Origin of the sequence: Solibacillus sp. R5-41, assembly GCF_002736105.1 — a bacterium.
Classification (GTDB): Bacteria; Bacillota; Bacilli; order Bacillales_A; family Planococcaceae; genus Solibacillus.
In genome coordinates, this window is the sequence record NZ_CP024123.1 from 2,928,323 (window position 1) to 2,946,371 (window position 18,049).

The following is an 18,049-nucleotide window of genomic DNA, read 5'->3' on the forward strand; positions in this document are numbered from 1 at the left end:
CTTACACGTGATTTTTTGGATCTGCAGCATCTGCAAATGAATTACCGATTATATAAAAGGCAATTGTAATAACACTTAGGACAATACTAGGGAAAATTAATTGATAGCGTAAATCAGGTGACATCATCAGTACGCGCCCTTCATTAATTAAGTTTCCTAATGACGGTACACTTACTGGTAGCCCTAGTCCGATATACGTTAAAAATACTTCTGCCCCAATAGCAAATGGCACCGCTAAGCTCATGCGTAACATAATAACCGAAATTAAATACGGCAATAAGTTTTTCAAAATAATACGATATCCGGGTGTTCCTAATGTTTTCGATGCTAAGTTATACTCACGGTCACGTAAAATTACAATCTGATTTCGTAAAAAGCGTGCCATTTCTACCCAGCCCGTAATACACATTGCAATAATAATTGTCGAAACACTTGGTCTTAAAATATACGACATTAATATAAGGACGATTGTTGTTGGAATATTATCGACGATGTTATAAAGCTGCGTAAATGGCATTTCGAGTTTCCTAGAGAAGCCCCATAACGCACCAATCGTAAAGCCGACAATTACTTCAATCATTGCAACGACAAAGCCAATGTATAATGAAGTTCGTGTCCCTTCCCAAATGCGCGACCATAAATCCTGCCCGATGGAGTTCGTTCCAAACCAATATTCCTCATTCGGTGCTACATTTCGGTCTTGCATGCCTGTATCTGGATTAATATAAATCTCAGTAGGTGACTTTTGATTCGGTAAATACGGCTGAATAAGCGTAAAGCCGATAATAAAGACAACCATAAACAATAAGAAGACTGCTATTTTATTTTTTAGAAAAGAGTGCCATGTAGAACGCCAATAGGAATAATTTGAGTAGGCCGTTTCTTCTGCCTTTGTATCATCCGCCATAGCAAAGTCAAATAATGTTTCATTCGATTTATCCGAAATATTCTGAATCTCTTTTGTATATAAGCCCATTAGCGTACACTGTCTCCTTTCCCTAATTTAATTCGAGGGTCTACAACGGCCATTAATAAGTCACCTAAAATTAAGCCAATAATTCCGAGTGATGAAAAGAAGATAACGAGCCCTTGTACAACTGTGTTATCTTGACGTTGAATCGCATCTACTAATAGCCCACCCATTCCTGGAATCGAATACAATGATTCAATATAAATCGAGCCGGTAATCGTAAATAAAATGGTAGCTGGCAAATATTGCGCCATAGGAATAAAGGCGTTTCGCAATACATGGCGGAACATAATTGTGCGTTCCTTCACGCCCTTTGCACGAGCTAGTTTAATATAATCTTTATTTAGCTCATCCACCATGTAACGTCTCATCCACATCGCATAGGACGCAATCGGACCAAGTGCCATTGAAATGAGCGGTAAGATCCAACTAATTGGATTGTATTCATCAAATAACATCGGCCAGCCGAACCAACCCGTAACATACATTTGAATCATAAGAAAATATACCATCGCCGGAACAGCCACAATGAATACAATATAGCCTGTCCCTAATCGATCTAGCCACCGCCCTTTAAACTGGGCCATTAAAATACCAAGTGGTACTCCGACTAATAAAGAAAGCGCAACGGCACCTAATCCAAATAAAATCGAATACATCATTTTGTCTTCTATAATATCTACTACTGGTACATCCGTACGATACGTAACGGATTTCCCTAAATCCCCTTGGAATAAACCTTTATAAAAATTCCCCAATTGTACAATTAATGGATCTCTTAACCCTAAATTAGTTAAGTAAATTTCCTGTTGAGCCTCTGACATTTTTTCAGCCGCTGCCCCTAAATAACCTTCCTCAGGCATTAATCGTAATAGGGAGAAAACAATTGTGATAATGATAAATAGTGTGAAAATGGATTGTACTAATCTTTTTCCTATGTATTTCAGCATCGTAAGCTCCTCCTCGTTACTATTTTTCTTTTGTTGGTTCTCTACATAACGTATGCGCTATTGTCTACTAAAATAAGAAAAGAGATGCAGAAAATATTTTCTGTCATCTCCTGTCCTTACAACGAAATCAAATCATTCATTGTGATTAGTTTGAAGCATTTGCTAAAGCTTCAGCACGTTCTTTTTCCCATGCTTCTTTAGCAGATTTATATTCTTCATTGCTCATTGGCTTTTCTAGGAGTGTTTGACCTTTAAATTTCTCTGATGTTACACCAAATGGTGAGTATTGTGATTCGAATGGATTTAATTTAGATGCGACATAGCCACCGCCACCTACTGCGTATGGGATAACGAATGCTTCTTCAATTAAAAAGGCTTCTGCTTTTGCAAATAACTCATAACGTTTTGCAGGATCTACTTCTACTTTTGCTGCATCTACTAAGTTTTGGTATGTGTTTTTACCGTTTGCTTCTTGGTAACCTTCAGCAAGCTCTGGCTTATTATATGTTCCACCTTCTGTAAATGGATCTGTGTAAGTTGATGGATCTGCAAAGTCAGGGCCCCAGTTTGCTTCGATGATTGAGAATTTACCTGGACGACGAACTTCACCTAAGAAGCCAGTTGCTGGACCTGCTTCAATCACAATGTCTACATAGTCTGTACCTAATAATTTTTCCACTTGTTGCTCAACAACTTGAGAACGATTTGCCCACTCTGGACTACCTGAGTTATAAGGCATTACTACTTTAACTGGGAATGTTGCTTTTCCAGCTAATGCTGCCATTGCTTTTTCTTTATACTCTGCAGCTAAATCTGCATTAAATGAATCATTGTTTGTAATCGCTTTTAATGGCTCTAATTGTGTATAGTCCACACCACTAACATCCACGAAGTTTTTTGGCGTTACCGTATTTGTTACTAAGTCTTTTGGATTGTATGGTTCCATCGTTAACAACGCGGATACACGGTCTAACGCATGGTAAATTGATTTACGGAAATCTTTATTATTTACTGCTATTTTCCAGTTTTCCGGCTCAAATTGTGCATCATATTGTGGATTGAAGTTTAATGCATAGAAATACGTATAGAAATTGTTTGTATTTTGACGCACTAAGTTTTTCTTGTCCTCATCATTTAACCATTGATCTAAAATCGAAGTTGGTACACTTGTTGCATCAATTTCACCACGTAAGAATAACTCTGGTGCTACAGTCGCAGCTTCTTTATTGTACTTGTATCGAATGCGGTCAATTTTCACTTGATCTTTATCCCAGTAAGTTGCGTTTTTCACTAATACACGCTCATTTTGCGGCTCGAATTTGTCTAAAATATACGCGCCATTGTATAGGAAGTTTTCACGTGTCGTACCAAAACCTTCCCCTTTTTCAGCTAAAAATGCGCCGTTTACTGGGAAGAAACATACATAGTTTAACATGGATAAGAAATAAGGCGTTGATCCCTCTAATGTGTATTCAAGTGTGTATTCATCTAATGCTTTTACACCAACTTGTGAGAAATCTGTTATTTCACCTGTATTAAAAGCATTACCATTTTTAACAACCGTGGCAATCCAAGATGTTGATGATTCATTTTTTGCATCTAATACATAATTTAATCCGTCTACGAAATCTTGTGCGACTACATCGGCATATTCTTTGCCGTCATGTGATACCCACTTTACACCTTCACGAATTTTAAATGTCCAAACCGTCGCATCCGCATTTGACTCCCAGCTTTCTGCAAGACTTGGTTTTACAATGCCGTACTCATCATATTCGATCAGACCGTCTACTAAGTTTGCTGCAACTGCAAATTCATTTGTTTCTGACGTTTTTAAGTAGTTGAGTGTTTTGATTTCACCAGAATAAACCGTCTTATACTCAACTGGCTTTGAATCTGATTTTGAATCCCCTTTTGTGTCTGAGTCTGCTTTATCACTACAAGCGGCTAAAACAAGCACAAACATACATGTTAATAACAATAAATACTTTCTCACACAAAAACCCCCTATTTTCTCTTTTCATATACGCTTTGCAAGTTAATAACCCTTACAAAGTTTCTATTAAAAACCCTAATCCTGGCTGATCGGTCATTTGAATTTTTTCGCCTTCAAAAATCGGTCCGCCATCAACTGGATCTTCAACACAAAGACTCGGTCCATCTAAATCCACCATTGTGATATTTTTGTTTGCCGCTGCAAAATGAGCTGCGGCACTAACACTAATTTTCGTTTCCAGCATGCATCCAATCATGCATTCTATCCCACTCGCTTCTGCAATATTACATAGCTTTTGCGCTTGAAAGATACCCCCGGTTTTCATTAGCTTAATATTGATTAAATCCGCAGCACGCATGTGGATGAGTGACAGTGCTTCCTTTGGTGAAAAAACACTCTCATCCGCTAATATAGGTGTTCGCGTATGATTTGTTACATAGTGCATGCCCGATAGATCACTGTAATGAACAGGCTGCTCTACCAACTCAATATTGACTCCTTTATCCTCCAGCTGACCGATAATTCGAACCGCTTCCTTTGGCGTCCATCCTTGGTTTGCATCTACCCGTAAAACGACATCCGGTCCAACGGCTTTTCGAATCGCAACAACACGATCCACATCCGTTTGTGCATCTTTTCCGACCTTTACTTTTAATATTGAAAAACCACGATGTACGGCTTGTAAGCTATCTCGTACCATTTCTTCGCTATCATTAACACTAATCGTAATATCCGTCGTCAATTGCTGGCGAAACCCACCTAATATTTGGTAAAGTGGTGCTTTATATTTTTTTGCCCATAAATCATAAAGTGCCATATCTACCGCTGCCTTTGCACTCGTATTTTTATATAGGCTATGCTCTATGCGGTCCAATATGCTAGCTAGTTCTTCAATTTCCATTCCGATAATGATCGGTGCAAAAACATGCTCAATTGCATGTGTAATCGATGCAAGCGTTTCTCCCGTAATGACCACGGTCGGAGCTGCTTCCCCCATACCTACTTGCCCATCATCCGTGTAAATATGCACCGCAACGTTTTTTATTGTATGCACGGTACGTAACGCGGTTTTAAATGGTGTGATGAGTGGTGCTTCCACTATGCCGACTTTTATTTTTGTAATTTTCATGTTCTCACCTGCTGCATTTAAGTTAAAAACTGTAAAATTCGTAAAACTTCATAAAAATCAGTTGTTTCAAATAACACGATATTATGTGCTTTAAATTTTGCACCTGGATAAAATGAATTGCGATACGCTTTAATATGATCTTTGTAAATAAGTTCAAGTTCAAATTTCGCTGGAAGCTCTACTTGGATTTTTTCACGTTCCACATGCATTGCTTGTTCGATTAAGTTCTTTGTTTCTTTTAAAGTTTTTTGTGGGCTTACATTAATCGTAGCCGAGCCAATTCCATCCTTTGTTGCATATGTGACAATTTGGTCATTTATTTTTGCAATATGCTCTGTTAATGCCTGATCCCCACTGACAAAGGCAACCGGTACTTTATGGAGTGCGGCAGCATATGTATTAATCATAAATTCACTTGCATACTGCCCATTAATTTTCACATCAGCAATCATGCTTAATGTGTGTGCTAATGGATTGCGTTCGCTACCTCCCTCACTGTGGTACCCAATGAAAATAGCGCGATCAAATGTTGCATCTAATCCTGCGACCATGCACATCGGATCCATTGTCCAACCACGAATGATTTTAACGTTTTCAGGTAAATCCTCTAAAAGAATATTGCGTGCTGAATCATGCGCATCTTTTAGTAAAATTTCCGTCGCGCCCCCTGCAACCGCACCTTCAATTGCAGCAAGTACTTCCTTTGTCATTTGCTTTTGAAAATAATGATAATCCGCTAAGTTTAACTCCGTTTCATTCCAATGTGTCGTACCTGTAATCCCTTCAATATCTGCACTAATGTATACTTTCATTTGTATCGATACTCCTTTAATTCGTTTTTTTCAATCGTCGCAATGATGGCTCCGTAAAAGGCTGCCGGTTCATGTGCTTTCCTTGCCCACGTCACATTTCCAAAATCATAATGCCACCATTCCTCTGAATAATTTTTAAAGCCTGCACTAGTCATGCAATTAAACAGCAGTCTGCGATTTTTGAATGCTTCCGGATTTTCATCAGCATTTGTCTCAAAATAAGCTGTTGCAGATTTCGAGTTTGTTTCATCAAAGGCTGTCCCTAAGTCGAGTGGGTTTCCGAATGAATCACCCAACGTTAAATCAACGGCCCCTCCCGTTAAATGGGGTGCCGGGTAGCCTTCTTCAATGCTTGGATAGGCCACATATTTTAATGTTTCTTTTTGTACTTCTTGTTCGCTCCAACTAGGATTGGTCAAGGCAATTTCTTGCTGCACTTGATCAAATAAAAACTGTTGAACTTGTAAAGGTCGATAGCCGTCATACACGATGAAGCTATAGGATTTGGGTAACTCAGCTAATGCCTGATTTAATCGCTCCGTTACACCTTGGCGTAAATAAATTGATTGTAAACTATTCGGTATTTTTTGATCATAATAGCTGGATCGAATAAATAATCGATTTTTTATCGACTTCAACGCAACTAACGGTTCTCGTGTTTCCTTAATGACTGGTTTTTTATCAGCTGAATGTAGATGTTGTATTGGTTTTAATAAATTTTCTGAAATTGTTGTGCACCTCATCACTTAAGAAAATATAAAAAATTTAGAAGTTTTAGAGTTTTCAGTTATTTTATTAAATTATCATATCTTTGACGATTTTGGAAGTTTTTTCTTTAAATTTGTCCAATGATGGTAGAAATACCTGTTTACATTTAATTATCCTTAAAGAGGGGAAGTTTATTAGATTGAATTCCCGAACTTCCCCCTTTTAATTATTCAAAAATAAATTGTTCGACTTGATTTCCGTGGCGCCCAATTGTTGTTTTGGCTTGTGCTAACGAATTGATGATGGCTTCTTCTGTCGCTTCGGCTGCCGCCGTAAATAATTGATTCATAATCGGGTGATCTTCCCGGATTTGCACACGAGATTCAATGTGCTCTGCTATTTGATGTGGGATTTCATGTGCCGTGGTAAAGCCGATGACAATATCACCACTACCATTAGAAAAATGACTACCTGTTCGTCCAAGCCCGATACCACAACGTTTTATAACACGCTTCAGTTGTCGACTACTTAGTGGTGCATCCGTTGCAAGTACGATCATTATCGACCCATCTGTAGGTGCAATGGTAGAATTTTCTTGTGTTGAATTTTTCTTATAGTGTTCTTTCAAAAATTCACTACTCGTACCGAAATTACTCAGTACAAGGCAACCAATTGTATAAGATTCACTGCTATCTTCTAGTGCAACCACACGAGAAGATGAGCCAATTCCCCCTTTATAGCCAAAGCAAATCATTCCTTTCCCTGCTCCTACTGCTCCTTCTTCTGCCGTTTCTTCCATTGCACATTTGATTGCTTCCATCGCGTGCTCTGGGGTCACGGGGCAATGGCGAATGGAATTTAAATAACTATCATTACATTCCCCTACTACTATATTGACTGTGCCGGTTGTTAACCCAATTTCTTCATTTTGACTTAATAAATAATTGAGCGTTCCTTGAGTTACAGCAGGCACTCCAAATGTATTCGTTAACATAATCGGTGACTCAATTACGCCCAGCTCATTCACTTGCACGAGCCCCGTTGTTTTTCCAAAACCATTCAAAACATAACTCGCTGCCGTTACTTTTTGACGAAACAAATTTCCACCATGTGGCAATATCGCCGTGACACCTGTACAAGCAACATCACCATTTTCATTAATCGGATGATCTAAAGTGACATGACCAACCTTTACACCAGCTACGTCTGTAATGCAATTCTTATTCCCGGGCTTTAGCTGCCCAATTTTTATACCATACTCACTTACCTTCATAAAATTCAACACTCCTTTATCCTATGTATTTGGAAATCTAGTTAAATTAGGAGCTACCATCAAATGTGGCAACTCCTAAAATGATGAATCGTTTATTTTGTAACGTAATCAGATACGTCTATATCTAACTCTAAATCTACGCCACGCTTCTAAATGCCGCCATAAAAAAGATGGTAACTGTTACTAATGTGAGGACAGACCCAACGCTATACGAAATCGATAATGACTGACCAAAGCCCATATTAGTCTCATAAATAATATACACAAAACACATACTCGTCATAAATATTGCTGGAATTGTCGCAACTCCAATGATTTTTATGCTTTATTCCCCAAATACTTTCTCGACAAATTTACCGCACGTGAAATATCCAACAATTAACAGAATAATACAAACCAAAAATGTAATCATTCTCTCACCCTTACTAATTTTTTTATTATTCACACTATATCAACACTGTTATATAACATCAAGTTTTTTTAAGGAACTATATAACAGTGTTAACTCATAAAATTTAATGTATAACTATGTAAACCAACAACAAAATATGATTCGCTTGTCTTCAAAACAAAAAAAAGCGTCCCTTAAGTAGGTGCGCTTTCTAGTCAGCTTTCGAGAAATAGGTGTAGTGGTTGAGCAACTATCATCTTCTTGAACGCAAAATTTCTCATGTATTAAATATCTATAATTCCTCTTGACCAACGATCTACGAAGCTTTCAAATGTGATCCCATAACGGTTATACACTTCATGATAGACGAAATAAGTCCCCAGTTTATCTAACATTTCATCATTAATTCTCATCGTATCAACCCTTTCTTTTTCAACTTTGAGCGATAATGTCGTGCTCCCCATTTCGATTCGCTGTTAGTTCTAACATACCCGTAATTCCCTTTTTTAATACAAGCTTCATTGTTGTAAATCGTTCACAAACATGCCCGAAATCATCCTGTTACAGTGCGTTCATTTTAGTAAGATGAATGTATACATATGAACGATGGAGGGACTGTTATGCGAAATTTCCTTACAATTTGCGGCCTGCTTTTTTTATCATTATTGTTAGCAGGCTGTACTCAAGCACTTGGCGATATTAAAAATGCGGCGGCCGGCATCAACTCTAAAGCTAATGAAGCGGCAACATCGATTTCATTAGATGTTCATTCCGTTCGCGCCGTTGAAATCCAATTTGATCATCAAACATTTACAATTAACGACCTTTTTAAAAGTATTTTACGTGATGTACAGTGGCATTATGAAAAAAAAGACGATCAAAATGAATTAAAAATTACGGGTACGTGGAACGAAAATGGTCTTTTTGCAAGCCACAATTTTGATGACACAATGAAAAAACAGCTTACTGTAAACGGGCATATCGAAGTGATTTTATCTTTTGAAAATAACGTGTTGAACGAGGAGAAGACTGTAATCAGCATGTATTTACATCAGGAGAAACTCGTTGAGCAACACGGAAAAGATGATTTACATGCACTTTATGCTCTTTATTTAGAAAATATCCCCGAATAATTCAAAGTAGAAGCCATCATTTTTTCCTTTTTAGGAAGTGATGGCTTTTTACTATAGGCTGAATTGCTATATTCTACATTTCGCATTAATCCATAATTACAATGGGAAAATTTCATCATTTTTAATGAATTTTTCATAATTTTATAAATATACTTTAATTTCATAGGAAATTTGTTATACTGAAGTTAAAATTCGACCTACCACTAAGGGGGGAACTTTCGTGCACATAAATCCATTGATGCCTCTATCACGCGATAACTTATTGATTTGGTTAAAAAGTTTTAGTGACCAACTCTCTAAAGGTACTCTGATCCTTGACTTCCATGATAAAAGTTTACCCATTCTACATATTAATAATGATTTTTTACAGCTAACTGGTTATAGTAAAGAGGCATTAATTGGGGAAAATATATCTATTCTTAATGGACAAAAAACGAATTTAGATTTATATAATGAATTGCTTTATTCCTTAAAATATGGGGTTTCTAATAAATTTACTCTATTACATTACTCCAAATGTGGCTCTGCCTTTTGGAACAGAATTATTGTACATCCGATTCGAGATGAACATAATGCAGTGGAATATTTACTTTTAACGTGCGAGGATCATACAGAGTTAGAATTAAATAAAATGCTTTCGAAACTTGAGCATGAAGTGTATGCAGAAATCGATAACGGGGATAATTTGCAATCCATTTTGACATTAATCTCAGAAAAAATCGAAAGCTATTATATTCGTAACGTATATTGTACAATTCACCTAATTGAACATCAAAACAAAACTAAATCGATTGGTTCCAATTTATTGCCTTTACATATTATTCGGCAACTAGAATTACTTGAGGTCGCATCATATATGGGTTACAACACGCAGGCCGTCTATTTAAAAGAATTATCGCTTACCGAAAATGTAACGAAACTTTTTCAAGATCATCAACTCAACTTAGTTAAAACTTCATGGACAAAACCAATTTTAACTCCTCAACAACAAATTTCTGGTATTTTGACATTATGGCACCAAGAAAATACCGAGTTAAAGCAAGATGATCTAAATTATTTAAATCGATTAGCTTTACTCATTCAATTAGCGATTAATTATGCCGAACAAAAATTAGAATTACAAAGATTAGCTTTTTATGATATTGATACAAATATTCCGAACGTCCATTATTTCCAGAAAACATTAAAACAATGGATTGATGACGGAAATGAAGGATTTATCGCAATAATCCACCCAAGTGAGTTCAATAACTTAGTCGATTTATATGGACGAAAAGCAGGGGATGATTTACTACGTCAAATCGTTGAACGGTTGCAACAAGAAACTACTCCTGGCGAGGAATTTATTGCACGGTTTTCTAATTCAATTATTGTCGCAAATAAATCAACTGTACATCATCTGAAAACATATGAATCTCGATTGCAGCCATTAACGTTCCATCCTTATTTGATTAACGAAAAGAAAAACTATATTACATTAAAAATTGGGGTTAGTAATTTTCATCATGCGTCCGTTGTGGAAGATTGCATTCATCAAGCCGACATCGCCTTAACAAAAGCCCGCTCGATAAACGGTACAAATGTCGCGTTGTTTGAAGAAGATAGTAATAAAAAGCTTGCTGAAGAAATGGAAACGTTTAATCAACTTGTTTACGGCATTCAAAATGGCGAATTTACCGTTCATTTACAGCCAAAAATTAATATTACTACGTTAGAAATTGAAGGATTTGAAGCATTGTCGCGCTGGAACTCTCATGTGTTAGGCAATGTATCACCGGCTATATTTATTCCAATCGCTGAGAAAACAGGAAAAATTAAAGACATCGATTCTTTAAACTTTAAAACCGTACTTTCTTGGTTACAAAAACGTGTCATCGAAGGAAAAAAAGTTTATCCGATTGCTATTAATATTTCACCCGATTATTTTTATGACGTTGACTTTTTAAAGGATATTGCACGCATTTTCGAACAATTCAATGTGCCTGCAAATTACATCCGATTCGAAGTGACCGAAAGTATAGAACTTGTGGATTTCACAAAAGCAAAAGACATTTTACAACAACTGAAAGAAATTGGCATCGAAAGTTCAATTGATGATTTTGGTGTAGGCTTTTCATCATTGAGCTACTTACCACATTTGCCGTTTTCAGAAATAAAAATTGATCGCAGCTTCATTAAATCTATGAAAAATCCTGGTGTTTATGCCGTTGTTCAAACAATTATTCAGCTCGCGCAAAATATTTATATGCGTGCTATTGCAGAAGGCATCGAAACAGAAGAACAATTAAAAATGCTCCAGTCAATGGGCTGTCCAGCGGGGCAAGGGTATTATTTTTACAAGCCGATGCCCATAATAGAAATCGATCAACTTATTGATTTACATATGGTCAATTAATTCATGTACTTTTGAGAAAATTTTATTTTTTCATTAATAAAAAGCTGTCATCAAAAGTCATTTCCGACGACTTTTGAGACAGCTTTTTTAATTTCATTCATCAGAAGACACGCAATTATATATGCGGTGTGATGAATATGGTATTCGTTTTTCCAGTGGGTGTTAGGCTAAGTTCGTCGGTAAATCAGCTGCTAAAAACGCAATCAAATCTAGGATATTTTGTTCGTTTACACCATGACCAACCGGATATATTTTAAACGCAACATCCGTGCCATAATCATTGAAAAATGCGGCGCTTTGCTCTGCCCAAACAAGTGGGAAATCGTAATCATATTCACCATGTGAAATGAAGATTTTTGATTGATCCATTGCTTTTTTGCTGTATTCAAGTGCAACAAATTCTGGTAAATAACCACTCAGCGATGCAGTCCCTCGAATCGCATTGCCCATGACAACCGCTAAAGATTGTGCAACGGCCGCGCCTTGGTTAAAGCCTACGACATAAATTTGCGTCGGGTCTATTTTGTATTCTTCAATCGCTTCATGAATAAAGTTCTCCGTCACTTTAATCACTTTGTCAAAAATGCTACGCGCAGGTTTACCTTCCTCTTCAAACGTATAAAAAGCGTATCCTGGACGATGTTCAATCGGACCTTGTAAGCTGAAAATATGGCATTGTGCCGAAAAAGACTCCACTAATTGGATTAAATCTTGCTCATTGCTCCCTAAACCATGCAAAAGAAAAATCGCTGGATGCTTGTCTCCTTCAACATGAGGGGCTATATGTTTAAAATTATATGGTGATTTCATTGTTTTCTCCTTTAGGTAAGTTCCATTTGATTGACGAATTGATCGGCATAATAAGCAATATAGCCATCTATCATTTTTAATGTTTCTTCCATATTTCCTTTTGTTAAAATCATTGCTTCATTCACAGTAATATGCGTTAAAAAATCGATCCGCAGAGTGTGTTGTAACGATGCATACGCATAATCATAAATGACTTCCTCATCCGTCACATTTAACGCTTCATATTGTTTATGAAAGGCTTTCGTATAATCATCCATTTTTTCAGCGACATCTTGACGAATTCGCATTTGCTGCGCCATTAATTCACTTTCAATGGTCGAGATTTTCGGTACTTGGCCAGCTCCGTAAGTTTCAATGATCATTTGTTTCCACGCCGTTTTATTGTCTTCAAAGTAGGCAATATTTAACATGAGTCGATCATAAAAATCCACGGTTGATTTTGCAGATTGACGTTTGTCGTTTACGTTTTGCTGAATCACTTGTTCGAACGTTTTCACATCTGCGTTTTTTGTAAGAAGGAAAATTTGTTGCTCAATATATGTTGTGATTTCTTTTTGGATTGAATCTGTTAGCACTTAGCTATACACTCCCTTACCCTCAAGTTGCTTTTTCAAGTTTTATCGTACCATTGTCGATTCATTTAAGCACGCCAATTGTCCAAAAAAATGCCACTCGCTTGGATGCGAATGGCATTATCATAAAGCATCTTGTAATTATAGTGCTTTTACTTTTGCTACAATGTTTTCTACTGTAAATCCGTACTTTTCAATTACTAATTCACCTGGAGCAGATGCGCCGAATTGATCAATGGCAAGGACATCACCTTCGAAGCCAACATATTTATGCCAGCCAAATGAAGCACCCATTTCAATTGCTAAACGCTTTGTAATTGCTTTCGGTAAAACCGATTCTTTGTATTCTTTTGATTGTTTTTCGAAACGATCCATTGCTGGCATTGATACAACTGATGCATCAATTCCTTCTGCTAAAAGTGCTTTTTGCGCTTCTACTGCTAAACCTACTTCTGAACCAGTCGCAATTAAAATCGCATCTGCTATTTCTTTTGTCGCTGGTGATACGATGTAAGCACCTTTATTAACCCCGTCATAAACCGTCTCTAATGACGCATCTAATACTGGTAAGTTTTGACGAGAAAGTACTAAAACTGTTGGCGTTGATTCGCTTGATACAGCTAATTTCCATGCTGCAGCCGATTCATTCGCATCTGCTGGACGCATTACGGATAAGTTTGGCATCGCGCGTAAAGCTGCTAAATGCTCGATTGGCTCATGCGTAGGACCATCTTCCCCTACCGCTACTGAGTCATGAGTAAATACGTACGTTACAGGTAAGCCCATTAACGCAGATAAACGAATTGCTGGACGCACATAGTCAGAGAATACGAAGAACGTGCCTCCGAATACATTTACACCACCATGTAAAGCCATACCGTTCATTGCAGCACCCATTGCAAATTCACGTACACCAAACCAAATATTTCGACCTTCTGGTGTTTCAGCGAAGAAATCTCCAGCGCCTTTAATCGTTGTTTTGTTTGAACCTGCTAAGTCAGCTGAACCACCGAAGAATGATGGTAAGTTTTTCGCGATTGCATTAATTGCATCACCTGAAGATGAACGTGTTGCAACTGATTTACCCGCTTCATAAACAGGTAATTCTGATGCGAAATCTTCTGGTAAATTATTTTCCATTGCATTGACAAATTGTTGTGCCAGCTCTGGATATTCATTTTTATAGCTTGCGAATAATTCATTCCAAGCCGCTTCTGGTTGTACACCTTGTACATCTGTTGCTGCTTTAAATGTATCATATACATCAGCAGGTACGTGGAATGGCTCATGTTCCCATTCATATGCTGCTTTTGTTAATACCACTTCGTCTGTACCAAGTGGTGCACCGTGTGAATCTGCTTTACCCGATTTGTTTGGAGAACCAAAACCAATTACCGTCTTCACTTCGATAATTGTTGGACCACCTGTGTTTTGTTTTGCTTGTTCGATTGCTGCATTCAGTGCTGCTACATCAGTACCATCTTGTACTTTTAAGTAGTTCCAGCTATATGACTCGAATCGTTTTTGGATGTTTTCAGAGAATGACTTTTCTAAATCACCATCAAGTGAAATATCATTTGAATCGTATAACACAATCAATTTATCTAATTGTAAGTGACCTGCAAGTGAAATTGCCTCTGCAGCTACACCTTCCATTAAGTCGCCATCGCCACAAAGTGCAAATGTATAATGGTCAACAATTTCATGACCTGGTTTATTGTAAGTTGCTGCAAGATGACGTTCTGCCATTGCCATACCAACAGTCATCGCAATCCCTTGACCTAATGGGCCTGTTGTCGCTTCAACACCTACTGTATGACCGTATTCTGGATGTCCTGGTGTTAATGAGTCCCATTGACGGAAGTTTTTAATCTCATCCATTTCTAACCCGTATCCACCTAGGTGTAACAAGCTATATAAAAGCATTGAACCATGACCTGCTGATAATACGAAACGATCGCGGTTATACCATTTTGGATTTAGAGGATTGTGGCGTAATTGCTTTGTCCATAAAGTGTAAGCCATTGGTGCAGCGCCCATTGGAAGTCCTGGGTGACCTGAGTTCGCTTTTTCAATTGCGTCGATTGATAGTGTACGGATAGCGTTAATTGCTAACTGATCCATATGTTGTGTCATTATGTGACATCCTTTCTCGTGCGTTATTTATTCATACTTCAGTTTAGACAAAAACGGACAAGAAAACAATCCTTTATCATAACGTTTTATAAAATATGACATACTCAATGATAATTATGTCATATTAATTAATATGATGTTAGTTGATGAATTTATTTTGGTCTTTAATTTGCTTGATTTTGTCAGGTGTTACGTCATTTCCTTCTTCATCTACAACTTTCACATGCTCAATCGTATCACGCATTGTTGAGCGGAAAACATCTAAATATTCTTTTCTTAAAGCAGTACGTTCTTTCGCCTGTTCCTCTGATAGCATGCCCTCTTTCGCTAACTTTGATAATTCATTAATTCGAGCTATTTTTTCTTTTGATAACATTTTATTCTCACCTTTCAAATTTACAAGTATACACAATAATAACGTTATGAAAAAAAGACTCGAAGTGCAAGTAAATTATCTTAGTAATAGCTAACAATTTCAATTGAAATGTTAATAGTTTGATGCTTGCCATCAAATAAGTTATTCGAATGCGCAAAATAATGGGTTATAGTCAAATTTTACTTATGGGACGTCATTCCCGATTAGTGGCTTCTATTTTATTCAAACCGGTCTATTATCTTTCCTGGTTATCATAATATGTTTTATTTGCATAGTTTTGATCAGATCCATTTAAATAGGCTAGTATTACTTTTGGGTTTTCCAATAATACCCAGTCTCCATATGTGTCAAACCTTCTACAGGAAGTAGTCATGCCATTTTTTATAGTGCCCCACTTTTTGTTACTTTTCTTTCCGTAATCTTTTAGCCGTTTGGCGAAATCGGCATCTTCGGCCATAAGCATATTTTCATTAAAGCCATTGATTGCCATAAAGTCTTTTCTATAGCACCAAAAAATACCCACTGAAATGGCTCCATACTTGAAAAGTAAAGGGACAATAAGTAACAAGGCAGAAACGACAATTCCAAGAGACATTCTTTCAAACTTCCCGTTTGCACCACCGCCTATGTAATTCCCGGAGGTTAATAACCGCTCTACATTAGACAATAGGTCCACTGACATTTGGGTATCTGCATCTATAGTAATAATTACTTCGCCACTTGCTAGTGCAGCACCCGCATTACGGATTTTAGATAAGTTTTTATCTTCATTTTTCAATGTAATACAATGATACGATTTTGCAATTTCTTCTGTTTTGTCTGTACATCGATTTAATACAACAATAATCTCAACTTGATTCGTATATCCTTTTGAAGCCGCTACAATTGAATCCAAACATTTTCCAATATATTTTTCTTCATTGTGTGCAGGAATAATAATAGAAAACTTAATATTTTCTGTCATACTTCATTCCTCCTCTTCGAATTGTTGTAACAATGTCATAACTAAATTATATGCAGCTAATCGAATTTTTTATTAATAAAAACTACCAATTTTCGGCATATTTAGTTACAAATTTCGCAACATTTTATTAAGTTAGTTTCAATATGATGAGTCATCAGGAGAACCTATCTCCTTAGTAAAAGCATAATTTCAGACGTGACACAAAAATTGTGAAACTACTAGCTATCATTGTGCAAGGTTTACGCCATATCCATGCAAAAAATGCCAGTTAAGATAATTTCCAGATGTTTAGCTAAAAATCCGCTAAAAAAAAGACTTGAAGAGCAAGTGTTTACTCTTCAAGTCTGTCGATATGTTCAATATAACGTCGATGGACGGTCGCCTTGCTCACCTGATAGCCAAGTCCCGTTAACATATTGGCGATTTCTAAAAATGTTAACCCTTTTTGACGTAAATTCACAATTTCTTCGATTGGCACTTCTTTACGCTCTCTACCTTCTTGATTGCCTCTGTTTTTTAAGTTTTTTTCCGGCTTATACCCATTCTCAACAGCTCGGCGCATGCCACGGCGAATTTTAGCGTTATGCATACGGCGCTGGTATTCTTCAACAACTGCCAAAATTTCCAGTAGCATCGTATCCATTTCATTTAACGCTAATGGACCTGCATCATTTAACGAATAAACAGTTGCCTCCTGTTTTTGAATAAGGTGTAGAACCGCCATTCGCGCATTCCCACGCCCTAAACGTGTCTCATCTTGAACAAATAACGCTTTAATGTCGTACGCTTTCATATAATCAAGCATGTCGAGCAAGCCATCTCGGTCGACCTCATACCCGCTCTGTTGATCGCTGAACACTTGAAGGTCTACAAATTCATGTGACAATGCATACCGAGTCAGTTCTTCTTGCTGTCGTTTTAAAGATGTTTCTTGTGTAGATTTGTCGGTACTCACACGACAATAAATGACTGCTTTATTTTGATTCATTATTTTCACTCGCTACTTTAATAATATGTATTTCTGGTGATTCAGATAGCCCTACGATATATTTAGAGTTTTTTACGATGGGCACCAAAAGAAGTTGCCCACTAACAATTTTTTCATCGCGTAACGCATTTTCCTTTTTTACCGCAACAATCCACTCATGCTCTGTCATTTTACCACTATATTGCCCTGCTAACGACCATAAAGTATCCCCTTGTTCGATTGTAATGTGTTCGTATGCAGTAATGTGTTCATCTTTTACAAAAATAAATGCAATAAGAATAATTGAAAATAAGAAAAACATTGATACAAAGCTATTTAACTTCATTTTACCCAAAATAATTCGCCCCTTTTAGAATATACGTTCGGAATACATGTTCTATATATTAATGCGAACGTACGTTTTTGTCAACCTCTTTTAGAACCTATGTTTGCATTCTTGTTCGCAT

At 37.0% G+C, this 18,049-nt stretch carries 17 protein-coding genes; 2 read left to right on the top strand and 15 right to left on the bottom strand.

Features of this window, described 5'->3' with window-relative positions:
• Window position 1 precedes the first annotated feature (1 nt).
• The 8 genes from CSE16_RS14485 to CSE16_RS22075 form a co-directional block, all read right to left on the bottom strand.
• Window positions 2-976 (bottom strand): ABC transporter permease, encoded by a 975-nt coding sequence (locus CSE16_RS14485; RefSeq protein ID WP_099424560.1) that lies wholly within the window; start codon window positions 974-976, stop codon window positions 2-4.
• Window positions 976-1,920 (bottom strand): ABC transporter permease, encoded by a 945-nt coding sequence (locus tag CSE16_RS14490; RefSeq protein WP_099424561.1) that lies wholly within the window; start codon window positions 1,918-1,920, stop codon window positions 976-978. The genes CSE16_RS14485 and CSE16_RS14490 overlap by 1 nt, the downstream gene beginning before the upstream one ends.
• Before the next feature lie 145 nt (window positions 1,921-2,065).
• Window positions 2,066-3,916, bottom strand: a complete 1,851-nt coding sequence (locus CSE16_RS14495; protein ID WP_099424562.1) for a peptide ABC transporter substrate-binding protein — start codon at window positions 3,914-3,916, stop codon at window positions 2,066-2,068.
• Window positions 3,917-3,968: 52 nt separating this feature from the next.
• Complete coding sequence (locus CSE16_RS14500) at window positions 3,969-5,045, bottom strand: dipeptide epimerase (RefSeq protein ID WP_099424563.1); 1,077 nt, start codon at window positions 5,043-5,045, stop codon at window positions 3,969-3,971.
• Window positions 5,046-5,062: 17 nt separating this feature from the next.
• Window positions 5,063-5,857: a M55 family metallopeptidase gene (locus CSE16_RS14505; RefSeq protein ID WP_099424564.1), complete on the bottom strand. Its 795-nt coding sequence runs from the start codon at window positions 5,855-5,857 to the stop codon at window positions 5,063-5,065.
• On the bottom strand, window positions 5,854-6,600 hold the full coding sequence (locus tag CSE16_RS14510; protein ID WP_099424565.1) for a M15 family metallopeptidase: 747 nt from the start codon (window positions 6,598-6,600) through the stop codon (window positions 5,854-5,856). The genes CSE16_RS14505 and CSE16_RS14510 overlap by 4 nt, the downstream gene beginning before the upstream one ends.
• 191 nt (window positions 6,601-6,791) lie before the next feature.
• The gene (locus CSE16_RS14515; RefSeq protein WP_099424566.1) at window positions 6,792-7,838 is read right to left on the bottom strand and encodes a DmpA family aminopeptidase; all 1,047 of its coding nucleotides are present in this window, start codon (window positions 7,836-7,838) and stop codon (window positions 6,792-6,794) included.
• Window positions 7,839-8,513: 675 nt separating this feature from the next.
• Entirely contained in the window at window positions 8,514-8,642 is a 129-nt protein-coding gene (locus CSE16_RS22075; RefSeq protein WP_256376294.1) for a hypothetical protein, read from the bottom strand.
• Window positions 8,643-8,849: 207 nt separating this feature from the next.
• On the opposite strand from CSE16_RS22075, the gene CSE16_RS14525 reads away from it, so the two are divergent.
• Window positions 8,850-9,362, top strand: coding sequence for a 23S rRNA methyltransferase (locus CSE16_RS14525; protein WP_099424568.1), 513 nt, complete (start codon window positions 8,850-8,852; stop codon window positions 9,360-9,362).
• Between the two features lie 220 nt (window positions 9,363-9,582).
• Window positions 9,583-11,757 (top strand): putative bifunctional diguanylate cyclase/phosphodiesterase, encoded by a 2,175-nt coding sequence (locus CSE16_RS14530; protein WP_099424569.1) that lies wholly within the window; start codon window positions 9,583-9,585, stop codon window positions 11,755-11,757.
• Window positions 11,758-11,919: 162 nt separating this feature from the next.
• On the opposite strand, the gene CSE16_RS14535 is transcribed toward CSE16_RS14530, so the two are convergent.
• The 7 genes from CSE16_RS14535 to CSE16_RS14565 all read right to left on the bottom strand — a co-directional run bounded on the left by CSE16_RS14535 (window position 11,920) and on the right by CSE16_RS14565 (window position 17,928).
• Window positions 11,920-12,567 (bottom strand): alpha/beta hydrolase, encoded by a 648-nt coding sequence (locus CSE16_RS14535; protein WP_099424570.1) that lies wholly within the window; start codon window positions 12,565-12,567, stop codon window positions 11,920-11,922.
• 11 nt (window positions 12,568-12,578) lie between these two features.
• A complete protein-coding gene (locus tag CSE16_RS14540; protein WP_099424571.1) occupies window positions 12,579-13,142 on the bottom strand; it encodes a DNA helicase in 564 nt (187 codons plus the stop codon).
• 138 nt (window positions 13,143-13,280) lie between these two features.
• Window positions 13,281-15,275: a transketolase gene (tkt, locus tag CSE16_RS14545; RefSeq protein ID WP_099424572.1), complete on the bottom strand. Its 1,995-nt coding sequence runs from the start codon at window positions 15,273-15,275 to the stop codon at window positions 13,281-13,283.
• 139 nt (window positions 15,276-15,414) lie between these two features.
• Window positions 15,415-15,651: a DUF896 domain-containing protein gene (locus tag CSE16_RS14550; protein WP_099424573.1), complete on the bottom strand. Its 237-nt coding sequence runs from the start codon at window positions 15,649-15,651 to the stop codon at window positions 15,415-15,417.
• A 235-nt stretch (window positions 15,652-15,886) separates the two neighbouring features.
• Window positions 15,887-16,615, bottom strand: coding sequence for a glycosyltransferase (locus CSE16_RS14555; RefSeq protein ID WP_099424574.1), 729 nt, complete (start codon window positions 16,613-16,615; stop codon window positions 15,887-15,889).
• Window positions 16,616-16,946: 331 nt separating this feature from the next.
• Window positions 16,947-17,603 (bottom strand): YneB family resolvase-like protein, encoded by a 657-nt coding sequence (locus CSE16_RS14560; protein WP_099424575.1) that lies wholly within the window; start codon window positions 17,601-17,603, stop codon window positions 16,947-16,949.
• Window positions 17,590-17,928 (bottom strand): cell division suppressor protein YneA, encoded by a 339-nt coding sequence (locus CSE16_RS14565; protein WP_253896274.1) that lies wholly within the window; start codon window positions 17,926-17,928, stop codon window positions 17,590-17,592. The genes CSE16_RS14560 and CSE16_RS14565 overlap by 14 nt, the downstream gene beginning before the upstream one ends.
• Window positions 17,929-18,049: the final 121 nt, after the last annotated feature.